This is a genomic window from Parabacteroides sp. AF17-28, from assembly GCF_003479205.1.
Classification (GTDB): Bacteria; Bacteroidota; Bacteroidia; order Bacteroidales; family Tannerellaceae; genus Parabacteroides; species Parabacteroides acidifaciens.
The window spans coordinates 146,486-163,459 of the sequence record NZ_QUGV01000009.1; the positions used below are offsets into that span (position 1 = coordinate 146,486).

Consider the following 16,974-nt stretch of genomic DNA (forward strand, 5'->3'; position numbering starts at 1 on the left):
TTAATGGATAAAGAGATATTTTTGAATCTCCTGAAAGAACGTATTCTGATTCTGGACGGAGGAATGGGAACGATGGTCCAGGGGTTTAAACTGACTGAGAAGGACTATCGCGGCGAGCAGTTTGCCGGTTGGCCCGGTGACCTGAAAGGCAATAACGACCTGTTGTGCATCACCCGCCCGGATGTGATCAAATCCATTCACCGCCAATACCTGGATGCCGGTGCGGACATCTTTGCAACCAACACTTTCAACGCGAATGCCATCTCGATGGGAGACTACGGCATGGAGCAGCAGGTGCGCAATATAAACCTTGCTGCCGGACGGTTGGCGCGCGAAGTGGCCGATGGCTTTATGGCGGAACATCCCGGACGTACGGTATTCGTCGCCGGCTCTGTCGGTCCGACCAACAAGACGGCTTCCATGAGTCCGGACGTGAGTGATCCCGCCTTCAGGGCTGTCACCTATATGGATTTGTATAACGCCTATAAAGAGCAGGTGGAGGCTTTGGTGGACGGCGGTGTGGACATCGTCTTGTTCGAGACGACGTTCGACACGCTCAATGTGAAAGCCGGCCTGGAAGCTGCCGAGACTGTTTTGAAGGAGAAAGGCAAAGATCTGCCGATCATGCTTTCCCTGACGCTTTCGGCACAGGGCGGACGTACTTTCTCGGGGCAGACTTTGCTGGCGTTCTTGGCTTCCGTACAACATACCAATATTGTCAGTGTCGGCCTGAACTGTTCGTTCGGGGCTGCCGACATGAAGCCTTACTTAGCTGAACTGGCGAAACACGCGCCTTATTATATCAGCGCCTATCCGAACGCCGGGTTGCCGAACAGTTTCGGTTCGTACGACGAGACGCCGGAAAAGATGGCTGCCCACGTGAAGCCCTTTATCGACGAAGGATTGGTCAATATCTTAGGAGGCTGTTGCGGAACGACGCCGGCCCATATCGCCAAATATCCCGAACTGGTCAAAGGCGCGAAGCCGCATGTGCCGGCCCCGAAGCCGGACTGTCTTTGGCTGTCCGGACTGGAACTGCTGGAGGTAAAGCCGGAAAACAATTTCGTCAATATCGGCGAACGCTGTAATGTGGCCGGTTCGCGTAAGTTCCTGCGCCTGATCAAGGAAGAAAACTACGAAGAAGCCTTGATGATCGCCCGCAAACAGGTGGAAGACGGTGCGCAGGTGATCGACATCAACATGGATGACGGGATGCTCGACGCCGTGAAGGAGATGACCACGTTCCTGAACCTGATCGCTTCCGAACCCGATATTTCCCGCGTGCCGGTCATGATCGACTCTTCCAAATGGGAGGTGATCGAAAAAGGCCTGATGTGCGTACAAGGCAAAAGCATTGTAAACTCGATCTCCCTCAAAGAAGGCGAGGAGGCTTTCCTGCAACATGCCGCGCGTATCAAACAGTTGGGAGCGGCAACGGTCGTGATGGCTTTCGACGAGAAAGGACAGGCCGATACGTTTGAACGGAAGATAGAGGTGTGCGAACGCGCTTACCGTCTCCTTCGGGAAAAAGTCGATTTCGATCCGAACGGGATTATTTTCGATCCGAATGTGCTGGCCATCGCGACCGGCATGGAGGAACACAACGGCTACGGGCTCGATTTTATCCGTGCCGTCGAGTGGATCAAGCAAAACCTGCCGGGAGCGAAGGTGAGCGGCGGGGTCAGCAACCTTTCTTTCTCTTTCCGTGGAAATAATTATGTGCGCGAAGCGATGCATTCCGTGTTCCTCTATCATGCCATCCGCAAAGGCATGGATATGGGAATCGTCAACCCGTCGTCGTCCGTGCTCTATGAAGATATCGAACCCGCTTTCCGTACGCTGCTCGAAGATGTTATTCTGGCACGCCGTCCGGAAGCGGCGGAAGAACTGATACAATGGACAATTGACAATGGACAATTGACAATTAATAAGAAGAATGATGCAGATAATTGTCAATTGTCAATTGTCAATTGTTCATTAGAAGAGCGTTTGGAAAACGCTCTGATACGCGGCATCGGCGACCATCTGGAAGAGGATTTGCAAGAAGCCCTGAAGGTTTATCCGCGTGCGGTGGACATTATCGACGGTCCGTTGATGAGTGGCATGAACAAGGTCGGCGAGTTGTTTGGCGCCGGAAAGATGTTCCTTCCGCAGGTGGTCAAGACGGCACGCACGATGAAAAAGGCGGTGGCGGTCCTGCAACCGGCTATCGAGGCGGAGAAGGTCGCTTCCAGCTCGTCGAAAGCCGGAAAAGTGCTGTTCGCTACTGTCAAAGGCGATGTGCACGATATCGGAAAGAACATCGTCTCGATCGTGTTAGCTTGTAATAACTACGAGGTCATCGACCTGGGCGTGATGGTACCGGCGGACGTGATCGTGAAAAAAGCAATCGAGGAGAAGCCTGATCTGGTCTGCCTATCCGGCTTGATCACGCCTTCGCTGGAAGAGATGGTGCACGTGACGGACGAGATGCAGAAAGCCGGGCTCACTATTCCCGTGATGGTTGGCGGAGCTACGACTTCCAAGCTGCATACGGCTGTTAAGATCGCTCCCCATTACGATTATCCGGTGATCCATGTGCTCGACGCTTCGCAGAATCCGTTGATTGCCGCCAAACTCTTGAACCCCGATACGCGCGATGCTTATATCGAAGACCTGAACAAGGAATATGAAGAGTTGCGCGCCTCGTTGGAAAAGAAAAAAGAAGTATTCGTATCGCTTGCCGAAGCGCGGGCCAATCCGCAGCCGGTCGACTGGACGCACTATAATCCGGTGGTGCCCCGTCAGATGGGCATCCACGTGATCCCTCATGTTCCTTTGGATGAAGTGGCTGGCTATATCAACTGGGTTTTCTTCTTCAGTGCTTGGAAGCTGAGCGGGCGTTTTGCCTCTGTCGCCAGCCTGCATGATTGCGATGCCTGCCGTGCCAATTGGCTGTCCGGTGTTCCCGAAGAGGAGCGCGGGAAGGCGGCGGAAGCTATGCAGCTCTATCTGGATGCGGCGAAACTGCTCGACCGTCTTATCGAGATGAATGCCGACTATTGCAAAGCCATTTACGGCTTTTTCCCGGCAAACAGCGACGGCGACAATCTCCGTGTCGGTGAGGTCACGATCCCTGTCTTGCGCCAGCAGACAAAGAAGGAGGAAGGCGTTTATAAATCGCTTGCCGACTATGTGATGCCTCTTTCCGAAGGGCGTACGGATTATGTCGGCGCGTTTGTCGTGACAGCCGGTGCCGGCGCCGAATCTCTGAAAAACAAGTTCGAGGAAGAAGGCGACACCTACAATTCGATGCTGCTCCAGACGTTGACCGACCGTTTGGCCGAGGCGACGGCGGAATATCTGCACGAAAAGGTCCGCCAGGAATATTGGGGATATTCTCCGGACGAATCGTATTCCTTGCCTGACCTGTTCAAAGTGAAATACCGGGGAATCCGTCCGGCTGTCGGTTATCCGTCCTTGCCGGACCAGCTGCTCAACTATACGTTGGACAACCTGCTCGACATGTCGCAGATCGGCGTCAGGCTGACGGAAAACGGCGCGATGTACCCGACGGCAACTGTCAGCGGTCTTTATATCGCACATCCTGAATCCCAGTATTTTATGATCGGAAATATTGACGGAGAGCAGATGAAGGATTATGCCCGCCGCCGGAATCTATCGGAAGCGGAGGCAAAGAAGATTTTGAATAAGAATATTTCCTGTTCTTAATCTCTTTATGCCCTAATATTCATTATTTACCGGAAAACGCATACAGCATTATGGAAAAAACTCTATCTTTGAAAAACAATAGATGGAGCGGTGCTGTATGAAAGAGAGGCATATATACGTAAAAGGGGTGTTGATCGTTTTTTGTCTGTTCCTGTCGGATCTATACGGATCTTGCAGGACTGATGGGAAAACGGATGATGCGGGTGAGAGGCTCAAGGCTTTGTATGAATTGTCCCGGCAAAACTGGGAGACCCCGATGGAAGTGCCCTATCTGAAATCATTGGTAGAGCTTGCCGGAGAAGTCGATTCAATGGGATATTATTACAGCGCCCTTTCCTCATTGGGACGTTATTATTGTAATATCAACCGGTTGGATAGCCTGACTTATTGGGGCAATATGGTCGATTCCGTGACAAAAGCACGCCGGGAAACCCCTCTGGCAAAATTCGATTTTCTGAATTATTACTGCCGGTATTATCTGATTAACGGAGAATATGAATTGGCGATGAACGAGGCTGTGATGCTTCAGATGTTGTCCAAGGAAAAGAATAATATGACGGGCTTGATATCCAGTAATGAATATTTGGGCCTGGTTTATTTGCTGATCGGACGGGACAGCGATGCGGTGACTGCTTTCGAGGAAGCGTTGGACCTGTTGAAAACAAAAAGCAAGCCGGATTATGAACTTCAGATTATCCCCTATCTGCTGATCGCCTATTTGCATCTTGACGAGTTGGATCATGTGAAGTCGACTCTTGTTCGTTTCGAAGAATCGTTGCGGAAAATTGAAAGCTATAAGTCTGATATTAGGGAAAATTATCCGATTAAGGCCAAAAAGTGCTTGCTGTATGCCAATTATCTTAATTTGTATGTGGCGGAAAAGAATCTTCCGAAAGCGCGTGAAACCGTAAGCCTTTTGCCTTCTTATATGGATGAAAGCATGGGGCCGGATGTTACGTCCGTATATGATTTGGCGATGGCCCGCTATTATTTCTTTATCAAAGATTATCCGCAGGCGCTCCGGGAGATCGACAAAGTGCTTGCTGTCGATTATTCGTCCGAACCGCTGAAGCTGAAAGTCGATATCCTGAAAGCCGCCGGAAGGACGGATGAGGCGTTGAAACAGTATGCCGAATTGCTGTCGCTGGTCGAGCAGACGAATGTGACGGCTTTCACCCGCCAATTGAACCAGCTTCGTATGCTGCACGACCTGAACGACAAGAAAATGCAGGAACAGAAACTGCTTTATCAGAAACGGCAACTTTCCGAGAAGCAGCTACAGCTCACAGCCTCTATTCTTGTGTCCTGCATACTGTTGGTATTGCTGTATGTCTTATTCCGCTATTCCAATCGTACTCGTAAATTAAAGAACGATCTCCAAGTCGAGCGCGAGACGTTGATCGAAACCACCGAAAGCCTGCGTGTGGCTAAAGAACAGGCGGAGGAATCCAACCGCCTGAAAACGTCGTTTGTCGCCAATATAAGCCATGAGATACGGACGCCGCTGAACGCGATTGTCGGGTTTGCCGATCTGCTGCAAGATGCCGATGAGGCCGAGCGGAACGAGTATCTCAAAATAATCAAGAACAACACCGATATGTTGCTCGGGCTTGTGAATGACGTGTTAGACCTGTCGCGGCTCGAATCGGATTCTTTCAGTGTCATATTGGAAGATTGCGACCTGTCCGAATGTTGCCAGAATGCACAGGAGAGAATCAGGCATCGGGTGCAGCCGGGTGTCAAGTTGGGCTTTACCGCTTCGGATGATCATTTCATCCTGAAAACCGATGATTTGCGCTTACAACAATTGCTAAACAACCTGTTGTCGAACGCCGTTAAATTTACTGAGCAGGGAGAAATCAACCTCGACTATCGTGTCGACCGGGAGAATCGGCAGGTTGTTTTTACCGTCACCGATACGGGATGCGGCATTCCGTTGGATAAGCAGGAAGTCATTTTCGACCGCTTCGCAAAGGTGAATGAATTTATCCCCGGGGCAGGCTTGGGACTGCCTATTGCCCGGACGATCGCTATCCGCCTGGGCGGGACGCTGACAGTCGATCCCGATTACGACAAAGGGGCGCGTTTCATCTTCGTCCATCCGTTTGGAGAGTAGACGGGGATTGCTTATCTTTGTTGTTAGGATGAAAGGAACGGAATGGATTAAAAAGATACGGATCCGCTGGATTATATTGGCTGCCGGGCTTGTTCTGGTCTGGTGTGTGCAGGCTTCGCCCGCTGCCGGCGAATGGTATGCGCGGAATGTTTATCCGCCCGTTTCGTTTTTGCTGTCCCGTTTTTCTTCTCTTTTTCCCTTCTCTGTGGGCGATTGCCTGATCTATGGGAGTATCATCGGCTTGTGCCTGTATCCGTTTTATGCCCGTTGGAGAAAGCGCCGATGGGCAGTGATCGCCGGACGAATGGCGGAGTATCTTTTCTGGATTTACCTCTGGTTCTATCTGGCCTGGGGCTTGAACTATTTCAGGAAGGACTTTTTTACCCGGACCGAGATTCCGTATGCCGCTTATTCCGCCGACACTTTCCGCTCATTTCTGTCTGCCTATACCGATTCGCTGAATGCCTCTTTTGTCCCGGTCGAAGCGATCGACAAGGCGGTTGTCGCAGCGGAAACAAAGAAAGGATATCGGGAGATCGACGGGCGTTTCGGCCTGGTCCGGCCTGCCGGTTATCTGCGTCCCAAACCGATGCTGATTCCTTCGCTGATGAGCGGCGTAGGCGTGTTGGGTTATATGGGGCCGTTCTTTACCGAATACAATCTGAATCCGAAGCTGCTTCCGGTGCAGTATCCGTTTACGTATGCCCACGAGATGGCGCATGTGTTAGGCATATCCAGCGAGGCGGAAGCGAACTTGTACGGCTTTCTGGTCTGTGCGCGTTCCGAAGTGCCGGAGATTCGTTTTTCCGCTTATTTTGCATTGCTGCCTTATGTGCTGGGCAATGCCTACGGATTGTTGCCGGAAGAAGAGTTTAACGCCTGGAAAGCAACCATTTCCCCGGAAGTGAAAGACCTTTACAACCGTAAGACGGCTTATTGGCAGTCTTTATATAGCCCTTTGATCGGCGAAGTCCAATCCACCGCCTACAACTGGTTCCTGAAAGGCAACAACATCCCCTCCGGCCGCAAGAACTATTCGGAGGTGGTGGCATTGCTGATGGCGCTGTATAATAATGAGCATAGGGATTGACTGTATCCAGTGATGTCTATTTCCAAATATCTTCGTTTTCCCAACCAGCCGGAAAGCCCATCGCACGGGTATCTATCGAAGGGTAACGGGTAAGCAAGTCCCTGAACCTTTCGACAAACGAGTGGTTGGGATTGATTATATCCAACAGATAAACGATCATGCTCAATATGAAATAGACCTGCCGTGTGCCGTTCGCCGGAAGTGTGATGAATGATTTGCGTGGTGAACGTGGCATTAACGGGCGGATGCTAAGTGTCCGATTCCATAAGCGGCAATGATGGGCGCAAATGTTACGGATATAAACGATACTGTGCAACCAGGAAGCAAAAACGGTGTCGGGCAACCCGAAATAATCCGCAATGCTCCGCTTGGCCCTTCCGGGAAGCAGGTTATTGTATAGAATAGACAGTGTTCCGAAAGAAGTTATCTCCATCGTTATCCAACTTGGCGGAAAAGGATCGGAATACTTGGATTTGAAAGCCGTCACAAATTCCTCGTCGCTGCGCTGGTATTCTTCATCTATTTTTGATAATATCTTGGCATGACGTACCGGATTGTTAAAATGGGAAGCATCGGCAAACCAATATCCATCCCATTGTGAAGATAGTATATAGGCGGTCTGTGTGCGCACAGCTACCTCTATTTTTTCCAGCTCCGTAATAATCAGCTTGCGAAGCTTACTATCGAACTTGTAGATGTTGTAAGCGGCATCGAATGTGCTGCCGGGCTTGAACAAATGATTTTGCTTGTCTGCCAGCAAAGGATACCAGTAGCCGCTCAAACGGTAATAACTGATATTGCGTAGCAGGTGTAAGGCTTTGGCTTCGTCCGTGAAAACAAGTCCACGCTGTTTGAGCAAAACAATCTGATCCGCAAAAGATATGAGTTGTTTGGGGTAAGAGATTTTAGTCATAGAGGTATAAAAATAAAAGGCTTACCCTGAGCGCGCTGATCTGACGGGAAGCGGGGTAAGCATGTTGTTGCAAAGATAAAACTATTCTCTTGAAATACAAAACTGTCGTCCTATTTATTTTGATTTGCTCCATCTTTCTTCCTTGCGGGTCTGCTATGGGGGAAACGGATTTTATAGCCGGTGATTTCTTATTGCCTAATTCGGATTTAATCGCTACCTTTGCGGCAATTTTTGAGAAGATAGATAAATATAACGCGATATGAGTAAGAAATTTGCCGAATACTCGAAGTTTGACTTGTCGAACGTCAATAAAGAGGTGCTGAAGAAATGGCAGGATGGCGACATCTTCCATAAGAGTCTTGAAATACGTGAAGGACATCCCTCGTTTGTGTTCTATGAAGGACCTCCTTCTGCAAACGGTATGCCCGGTATTCACCACGTGATTGCCCGTTCGATCAAAGATATTTTCTGTCGTTACAAGACGATGAAGGGATATCTCGTGAACCGCAAAGCCGGATGGGACACACATGGACTGCCGGTAGAGTTAGGTGTCGAAAAGTCAATGGGTATAACCAAGGAAGATATCGGCAAAAAGATTTCTGTGGCTGAATATAATGCAGCCTGCCGCCGCGACGTGATGAAGTTCACGAAGGAGTGGGAGGACCTGACACAGAAAATGGGTTATTGGGTGGATATGGAAAACCCGTATATCACCTATGATAACCGGTATATCGAAACATTGTGGTACCTGCTGAAGGAGCTCTATAAGAAAGGGTTGCTTTATAAGGGTTACACCATACAGCCTTATTCGCCGGCTGCCGGTACAGGCCTTAGTTCGCACGAGCTGAACCAGCCGGGTTGCTACCGCGACGTGAAGGACACGACTTGCACGGCGCAGTTCCGCATCCTCGACCCGAAACCGGAGATGGCGGAGTTCGGCGATCCGTTCTTCTTAGCATGGACGACCACTCCCTGGACATTGCCTTCCAACACGGCGCTTTGTGTGGGGCCGAATATCACGTATGTGGCTGTTCAGACCTTCAATCCGTACACAGGCATGCCGATGACGGTTGTGCTGGCGAAAGATTTGCTGGATGCACATTTCAATCCGAAGGCTGCCGGTCTGGCATTGTCCGATTACAAGCCGGGCGATAAATTGATTCCGTTTAAGGTTGTTGGCGAGTGGAAAGGTCCGGAATTAGCCGGTATGCACTACGAGCAGCTGATCCCTTGGGTGAATCCGGGAGAAGGCGCTTTCCGTGTCATCACAGGTGACTATGTGACGGTTGAAGACGGTACGGGTATCGTTCATATCGCCCCGACTTTCGGTGCGGATGACGACCGTGTGGGAAAAGCAAACGGCGTGCCTCCTTTGATGCTGACCGATAAGGACGGCAACCAGCGTCCGATGGTCGATATGACCGGTAAGTTCTATCTGCTGGAAGACCTCGATCCGGAGTTCGTACAGACACGTATGAATGCGGCTGACTATGATCCCTGGCAGGGCAAGTTCGTGAAGAATGCTTACGATCCGGCGAAAGGTGAAAAAGACGAGACATTAGATATTGAAATATGCATGATGCTGAAGGTGCAGAACCGTGTGTTCCGCATCGAAAAACATGTGCACAACTATCCGCACTGCTGGCGGACGGACAAGCCGGTTCTTTACTATCCGTTGGATAGCTGGTTTATCCGCACGACGGCTTGTCGCGAACGGATGATCGAGCTGAACAATACGATCAACTGGAAGCCGCAGAGCACCGGCACGGGACGTTTCGGCAAATGGCTGGAAAACCTGCAGGACTGGAACCTGAGCCGTAGCCGCTACTGGGGAACTCCGCTGCCTATCTGGCGGACGGAAGACGGGGCGGAGGAAATCTGCATCGGTTCGGTTGAAGAACTGTACAATGAAATAGAGAAATCCGTAAAGGCCGGCTTGATGGAGGCGAACCCGTATAAGGAGCTGAAGTTCAAACTGGGTGAATATACGAAGGAGAACTATGAGAAGATAGACTTGCACCGTCCGTATGTGGACGATGTGATCCTGGTTTCCGCCAGTGGCAAGCCGATGAAGCGCGAGACGGACCTGATCGACGTCTGGTTCGATTCCGGAGCGATGCCGTATGCACAAATCCATTACCCGTTCGAGAACAAGGAGCTGTTTGACGACCGCAAGGTCTATCCGGCCGACTTCATTGCGGAAGGGGTGGACCAGACACGCGGATGGTTCTTCACGCTGCATGCTATCGCAACGATGGTGTTCGACAGTGTTTCGTATAAAGCAGTTGTCTCCAACGGCCTGGTGCTGGATAAGAACGGCAACAAGATGTCCAAACGCTTGGGCAACGCTGTCGATCCGTTCAGTACGATCGAGCAGCATGGTTCCGACCCGCTGCGCTGGTACATGATTACGAATGCATCTCCGTGGGATAACATTAAGTTTGATATCGATGGTATCGAAGAGGTTCGCCGTAAGTTCTTCGGCACATTATATAATACTTATTCGTTCTTCGCTCTGTATGCGAACGTCGACGGCTTCGACTATTCAGAGCCGGATGTGGACTGGAAAGAACGTCCGGAGATCGACCGCTGGATTCTGTCGTTGCTCAATTCGTTAGTGAAAGATGTGGACGGATTCTTAGATGCGTACGAACCGACGCGTGCCGGACGTGCAATCTCCGACTTCGTCAACGATAACCTGAGTAACTGGTATGTGCGTCTGAACCGCCGCCGTTTCTGGGGTGGAGGCATGACAACCGATAAGCTGTCTGCTTATCAGACGCTGTACACTTGTCTGGAAACTGTTGCCAAGCTGATGGCGCCGATCGCGCCGTTCTATGCCGATCAGCTGTTCTGCGATCTGATCGCCGCTACCGGACGTGAGACGGTTGCATCTGTTCACCTGTCCGAGTTCCCGGTTTGCAACGAAGCGCTGATCGACAAGGATTTGGAAGAACGTATGCAGATGGCACAAGACGTTTCGTCAATGGTGCTGGCTCTGCGTCGCAAGGTGAACATCAAGGTGCGCCAGCCGTTGCAGACCATTATGGTGCCGGTTGTGGATGCGCATCAGCAGGAAAGCCTCGAGGCGGTGAAAGCCCTGATCTTGAATGAAGTCAATGTGAAGGAACTGAAGTTTGTCGATAACGCAGCCGGTATTCTGGTGAAGAAGATCAAACCCGACTTCAAGAAGTTGGGCCCGCGTTATGGCAAGATCATGAAAGCGTTGGCTGCCGCTATCCAAGGGATGAGCCAGGACGAGATCAACGCTTTCGAAAAGGCCGGAACGTTCACGCTAACTGTCGAAGGACAGGAGGCTGTGGTCGAACGTGCAGACGTGGAAATCATCTCCGAAGACATACCGGGCTGGCTGGTTGCCAACGAAGGACGCCTGACGGTCGCACTGGATATCACCGTGACGGAAGAGCTCCGCAAGGAAGGCTTGGCGCGCGAGTTGGTGAACCGCATCCAGAATTTGCGTAAGAGCAATGGCTTCGACATCACGGATAAGATTTCGGTAACGATTCTTTCCAACGATGTGACGGATGAGGCGATCCAGGATTTCAATTCGTATATCGCCAACCAGGTATTGGCTGTGTCAGTGGAAATTACGGATGTGATCAGCGATGCTACGGAACTTGATTTCGAAGATTTCAAGTTGTCTGTGCGCATTGAAAAAGTATGATTTTTAATAAAAAAAGAAAGAGCTCCTTGCCGCATATAAATAATGTTGTATATTTGGACTGCGACAGGGAGCGCTGATATATATTCTATTGTAGAACCTAAAATTAATGAACCATGGCAGAAAAGACAAGATATTCGGATGCCGAACTCGAGGAGTTCCGCTCCATAATATTGGAAAAGCTGGATAAGGCAAAGAAAGATTATGAGTTGTTGAGGTCCGGTGTCACGAATTCTGACGGTAATGATGTCGCCGATACATCTCCTACATTCAAGGTGTTGGAAGAGGGAGCTGCGACTTTGTCGAAAGAGGAAGCTGGCCGTTTGGCACAGCGTCAGATGAAGTTTATCCAGAACTTGCAGGCTGCATTGATCCGGATTGAGAATAAAACGTACGGTATTTGCCGCGAAACCGGTAAATTGATCCCGAAAGAAAGATTACGTGCAGTGCCTCACGCTACTTTGAGTATCGAAGCTAAACAGGGAGGTGCTAAGTAAATGAGATATTCCAAAGGTTGGGGAGCAGTGTTAATCATAATGCTGCTCCTTATTCTTGACCAGGCTCTTAAAATATGGATTAAGACTCACATGCAGTTGCATGAGAGTATCGAGATCACTCCTTGGTTCTATCTGTACTTTACGGAGAATCCGGGGATGGCGTTCGGGATAGAGGTAATCGGGAAGCTGTTTTTGTCGGTATTCCGTATCGTGGCGGTCGGTTTTATCGGATATTACCTGTATAAGCTGGTGAAACAGCGTTACACGTTCGGTTTTATCGCTTGTATCTCGCTGATCTTCGCGGGTGCGATCGGGAATATTATCGACTCCGTTTTTTATGGCGTGGTATTCGATCATAGTTTCGGTCAGGTGGCGACCTTTATGCCGGAAGGTGGAGGTTATGCCGGCTGGTTGCACGGAAAGGTGGTCGATATGTTTTATTTCCCTTTGATACAGACGGTTCTGCCTGATTGGGTGCCGGTCTGGGGTGGAGAAGAGTTCGTCTTTTTCCGTCCGATCTTTAACCTGGCCGACTCGGCTATTTGTGTAGGCGTTTTCCTGCTTTTGCTGTTCTATCGCCACACGTTGTCGACAAGTCTTTCAAAAGAAAAATAACAGAAAAAATAAATGCGGAACAGACTGCATAGATATAGTGTCGTTTTGTTGTTGGGCATCCTGGCGGTCGCTTGCAGCAAAGTGCCCGATGGTCTTCTTTCGGAAAAGAAAATGCAGGCTGTACAGGTGGATATGCAGTTGGCGGAAGCCATGATCAACCTGAACAGCAAGGAATTTCCCGATAACGCTCATAAGGAGGCCTTGTTTCAGTCTATCTTCCGCAAACATGGCATCACCCAGGCCGAATATGACAGTTCGTTGGTCTGGTACGGCCGGAACCTGGATATCTATATGAAGGTGTACGACCGTGTGCTGAATGAACTGAATAGCCGGCAGAAAGCATTGGGCGATGTGCAGGCTTCGGCGGCTCCCGTCTCCAAGCAAGACTCGGTGGATATCTGGCCGCGCCGTACTTCCCTCCGCTTGGAACCGGATGCATTGTTCAACGGCGTGACATTCGATGTCAAACCGGAAACGAATTATTCGTCCGGCAGCTCGTTTGTGCTGGGAATGAATGTCTGGGGCCTCAATAAGGATATGGCTTATAAGCCGGAAGTGCGTATCAGTGCCGACCAGGGCGATACGATCGTGACCGTAAACGACAAGATCCTTCGCGACGGCTATCACGAGACGATATTGAAAACGGTTCCGACCAAGCGCATCAAGCGGGTGTATGGCTATATCTTTATGAATAACGCAGACTCCTCTTATTATAAAGTCTATTTAGATAGCTTGAACCTGATGAAGTATAACTACGGCCGTTTGACCGATATGCCTAAAGATTCGGTGGCCGTGCAGGATTCCATTCCAAAATAAACGGATGTTATGCGACGGGTCGCTTCACATTATATTTACTGGAAACAGTTTTACCGGATGCATTATGTCGAACTGGACGACAATGGTGTCCTGACAGGTGTTTTCCCGTTGGAAGAAGAAATTGCAGGAACTGAGTTTTATGACGGCATCCTTTTTCCGGTCGTGAAAACCGGAGAGAAGTTTCATGCCCATGAAACTAAAATTCCATGCCCATGGAACAATAATTTCATGGGCATGGAATCCGGCTTCGATGTTTGCCGGGAGTTAGGGCTTCCGCAAGCGGCCGGGATCGGTGAGCCTGCCTGCCTGTTGTTATTGAACGGCATTTCCTTGCCGGCGGCGAAACTCGGCACAGATGACGGCTGTCGCAATGGCTACATTAAGAGACTCTGATGTCTCTCTTTCCGGCGGAAAGCTCGGAATGTATAGTTTCTGATCGATCAATTCTTCTATCTCCGGACGTATTCCGTTTCCTTCGTTGCCCATGACGATAATTCCGTTTGCAGACAATTCCTTTGTGTACATATTTTCTCCGTCAAGGAATGTGCCGAACAGCGGGATCTGTTTCTCCGCCTGCGCTTTCAGGTAGACTGCCAGATCGGTGTAATGGACTTTTACGTGAGCCAATGCTCCCATTGTCGCCTGGACTGTTTTTGGGCTGAACACATCCGTCGTGTCGAGGCTGCAAACGATATGTTCGATACCGAACCAGTCGGCAAGCCGGATGATGGTTCCGAGATTTCCCGGGTCTTGTATGCCGTCGAGCGCCAGCACGAGTGAAGACGCCGGATCGGCTTCGGCGAGCGACCAGGCGGGGCGCTTGAATACGGCAAGCACATCCTGCGGACTTTTCAGGAAACTGGCTTTGCGGATGTCTTCGTCGTCCGCTTCTAACAGCTCTTTCGTCGGTATGTCTCCCTGCGTCGCCATCCAGGACGGTTTGGCGAGAATCAGTTCGCACTCGAAAGCGTGCAGCATGTCTGCAACCAGTTTATTTCCTTCGGCAACGAATGCATTCAGTTCGTTCCGATATTTCTTCATTTCTAACGAATGGATGTATTTTAGTTTCCCTTTGCTCAGCATCTTTACTCTTTTTATGCGGCAAATGTACGGGAATTTCTTTAAATTCAGTTACATTTGCGTGCGTAAAAGCTTGAATGATGAAGGGAATCCAAATACTATATTTCATTTGTTTCATATTGCTCTTAGCCTCCTGTAGCTCGACTAAATTTGTCGGCGAAGGAGAATACCTGCTGGACAAAATCGAAATCGTATCGGATAATAAGACCTATAAGAATAACGAACTGAAACCCTATTTGCGACAGCAACCCAACTTCAAGGCGTTCGGATTGATGAAATGGCAGTTGTTCGTGTACGACTGGTCCGGGCGGAACGAGAAAAGATGGATCAACAAGCAGCTTCGCCGGATGGGAGAGGCGCCGGTTATCTTGGATACGACGCTGGTCACACAGTCGGTTGACGAGTTGGAACGTTTCTTTATCAATAAAGGGTATGTGAATGCGGATGTTTCGGCATCTATCGATACTTCAAAGCACAAGAAAGCGGTCGTGACGTATAATATCGTATCCAATACGCCTTATCGCATACATGACTATTCGATGGAACTGAGCGACCCGAAGATCGACAGTATTGCCCGGCTTAAGCCGCCCCACCGTTCGGTCTTCGCCTCGGCTTTCCGTACCTATTCGGACGACTACACCTCTTTGATAAAAGACAGCGCCCTTTTTGACCGCGATGTGCTCGACAAGGAGCGGCAGCGTATCACGACCTTGCTTCGCCGGCGCGGATATTATGCCTTCAACCGCGATTATCTGTCCTATATCGCCGACAGTTCTTTCAATCGGAATATCGTGGACTTAGATATGCTGCTCAAGCCCTATCGGTTGCAAAAGCCGGACGGGAGCGTAGTCGATACGTTGCACAGGCAGTACTATATCAAGGATGTTTCGATCGTGACGGATTATAATCCCTTGACGTTAGAAGCGGATAATGAAATGCCGTATGATACGGTCAAAGCAGGCAATATCAATATCCTGTATGGCAAAAACGGAAGAAGCATCCGCCCGGGAGTCTTGCGCAAGAGCAACTATATCACGCCGGGACGCCTGTATAACGAGCGGACAATCGAGCAGACTTATTCCTCTTTTGCCACTTTGCGGGCTTTGCGCAATGTGAACATCCGCTTTTCAGAAGTAGAAGAAAACGACACCATGAAGCTGAGCTGTACCATTCTGACTTCGCCTGCCAAACTGCAAGGATTCGGGGTCGACGTGGAAGGGACTAACTCGGCGGGTGATTTTGGTTTTGCGTCCAGCTTGAATTATCAGCACCGTAATCTGTTCAAAGGCTCGGAAGTGTTTTCGGCCAAAGTCCGCGGCGCTTATGAGGCATTGTCCGGCAATCAGTCGGAAGGTAATAATTTCTGGGAATTCGGAACCGAGGCTTCTATCCTGTTTCCCCGTTTTCTTTTCCCTTTCCTGAAAGAAGATTTCCGCCGTAAGATACGTGCGACGACCGAGTTGAAAATGAGTTACAGCATTCAAACCCGGCCGGAGTTCAAGCGGGCCATTGTTTCGGCCGGATGGAATTACATCTGGCAGGAGCGGAGCAATATGCAGGCACGCCATGTGTTCAAATTGTTGGATATCGATTATGTGCATCTTCCGAAGATCAGCCAGTCGTTTAGGGATTCGCTGCCCGAATCGACCTTGCTCTATAACTTCACGGACCAGTTTATTTTGGGAACCGGATATACGTATTCCTTTAACAACTATAATCCCCAGAACCGTTTGCGTAACACGCATTCCATGCGGCTGTCGTTTGAGATGGCGGGAAACCTGTTATATGCACTTTCTGCAATGACCGGAGCGGATAAAGATGATGAAGGGCGGTATAAGCTGTTTGGTATCAATTATGCCCAGTTTGTGAAAGGCGATGTGGACTTCAGTAAAAGTATCGTCTTGGACAGCCGTAATAAGTTGGCTTTCCATGTCGGTGTCGGCGTCGGTTATCCCTATGGCAATTCAAAGATGTTGCCGTTCGAGCGCAGTTATTTTTCCGGCGGCGCGAACAGTGTCCGTGGATGGTCTGTCCGTTCGCTTGGCCCGGGAAGCATGCCGGCCGACTCGGTTAAGTCGTTCGCCCAGCAGGTCGGTGACATCCGTCTGGACCTGAACTTAGAGTATCGCACCAAGCTGTTCTGGAAATTCGAGATGGCCGCCTTCCTCGACGCCGGTAATATCTGGACCTTCCATAAGGACGAGAGCCGTCCGAACGGCAACTTCGACTTCTCCCGTTTCTACAGGGAGATCGCCGCTTCCTATGGATTAGGCCTCCGCCTCGATTTCGATTTCTTCCTGATCCGTTTCGACACCGGTATGAAAGCCTACAACCCGCAAGAAACCGGCAAAAAGAAATGGGCCATCCTGCACCCCAACTTCCACGACAACTTCGCCTGGCATTTCGCGGTGGGGTATCCGTTCTGATGGGTGATGGATATATCCATTCTTGTGA

The 16,974-nt window shown here is 50.0% G+C and carries 11 protein-coding genes; 9 read left to right on the forward strand and 2 right to left on the reverse strand.

Annotated features, from left to right (window positions below):
* Positions 1-3 precede the first annotated feature (3 nt).
* The 3 genes from metH (at position 4) to DWW90_RS08750 (ending at position 6,917) form a co-directional block, all read left to right on the forward strand.
* A complete protein-coding gene (metH, locus tag DWW90_RS08740; RefSeq protein WP_122344698.1) occupies positions 4-3,711 on the forward strand; it encodes a methionine synthase in 3,708 nt (1,235 codons plus the stop codon).
* A gap of 82 nt (positions 3,712-3,793) precedes the next feature.
* On the forward strand, positions 3,794-5,827 hold the full coding sequence (locus tag DWW90_RS08745) for a HAMP domain-containing sensor histidine kinase (RefSeq protein WP_233547685.1): 2,034 nt from the start codon (positions 3,794-3,796) through the stop codon (positions 5,825-5,827).
* Between the two features lie 28 nt (positions 5,828-5,855).
* On the forward strand, positions 5,856-6,917 hold the full coding sequence (locus DWW90_RS08750) for a DUF3810 domain-containing protein (protein WP_122344700.1): 1,062 nt from the start codon (positions 5,856-5,858) through the stop codon (positions 6,915-6,917).
* Positions 6,918-6,933: 16 nt separating this feature from the next.
* On the opposite strand, the gene DWW90_RS08755 is transcribed toward DWW90_RS08750, so the two are convergent.
* Positions 6,934-7,830, reverse strand: a complete 897-nt coding sequence (locus tag DWW90_RS08755) for an Abi family protein (RefSeq protein WP_122344701.1) — start codon at positions 7,828-7,830, stop codon at positions 6,934-6,936.
* A 259-nt stretch (positions 7,831-8,089) separates the two neighbouring features.
* On the opposite strand from DWW90_RS08755, the gene ileS reads away from it, so the two are divergent.
* From ileS to DWW90_RS08780, 5 genes are all read left to right on the forward strand, one after another.
* Positions 8,090-11,515, forward strand: a complete 3,426-nt coding sequence (gene ileS / locus DWW90_RS08760; protein WP_122344702.1) for an isoleucine--tRNA ligase — start codon at positions 8,090-8,092, stop codon at positions 11,513-11,515.
* Between the two features lie 113 nt (positions 11,516-11,628).
* Positions 11,629-12,009, forward strand: coding sequence for a TraR/DksA C4-type zinc finger protein (locus DWW90_RS08765; protein ID WP_115499543.1), 381 nt, complete (start codon positions 11,629-11,631; stop codon positions 12,007-12,009).
* Entirely contained in the window at positions 12,010-12,624 is a 615-nt protein-coding gene (locus DWW90_RS08770; protein WP_115499544.1) for a lipoprotein signal peptidase, read from the forward strand.
* Positions 12,625-12,636: 12 nt separating this feature from the next.
* Positions 12,637-13,440 carry a DUF4296 domain-containing protein gene (locus DWW90_RS08775; RefSeq protein WP_115499545.1) on the forward strand — a complete coding sequence of 268 codons (804 nt, stop codon included), beginning with the start codon at positions 12,637-12,639 and terminating at the stop codon, positions 13,438-13,440.
* A 9-nt stretch (positions 13,441-13,449) separates the two neighbouring features.
* Positions 13,450-13,833, forward strand: a complete 384-nt coding sequence (locus DWW90_RS08780; RefSeq protein ID WP_122344703.1) for a hypothetical protein — start codon at positions 13,450-13,452, stop codon at positions 13,831-13,833.
* On the opposite strand, the gene DWW90_RS08785 is transcribed toward DWW90_RS08780, so the two are convergent.
* A complete protein-coding gene (locus DWW90_RS08785; RefSeq protein WP_122344704.1) occupies positions 13,753-14,523 on the reverse strand; it encodes an RNA methyltransferase in 771 nt (256 codons plus the stop codon). The genes DWW90_RS08780 and DWW90_RS08785 overlap by 81 nt on opposite strands.
* Positions 14,524-14,597: 74 nt before the next feature.
* Here DWW90_RS08785 and DWW90_RS08790 point away from each other — a divergent pair, with 74 nt between their 5' ends.
* Positions 14,598-16,946, forward strand: a complete 2,349-nt coding sequence (locus DWW90_RS08790; RefSeq protein ID WP_122344705.1) for a BamA/TamA family outer membrane protein — start codon at positions 14,598-14,600, stop codon at positions 16,944-16,946.
* Positions 16,947-16,974 lie beyond the last annotated feature (28 nt).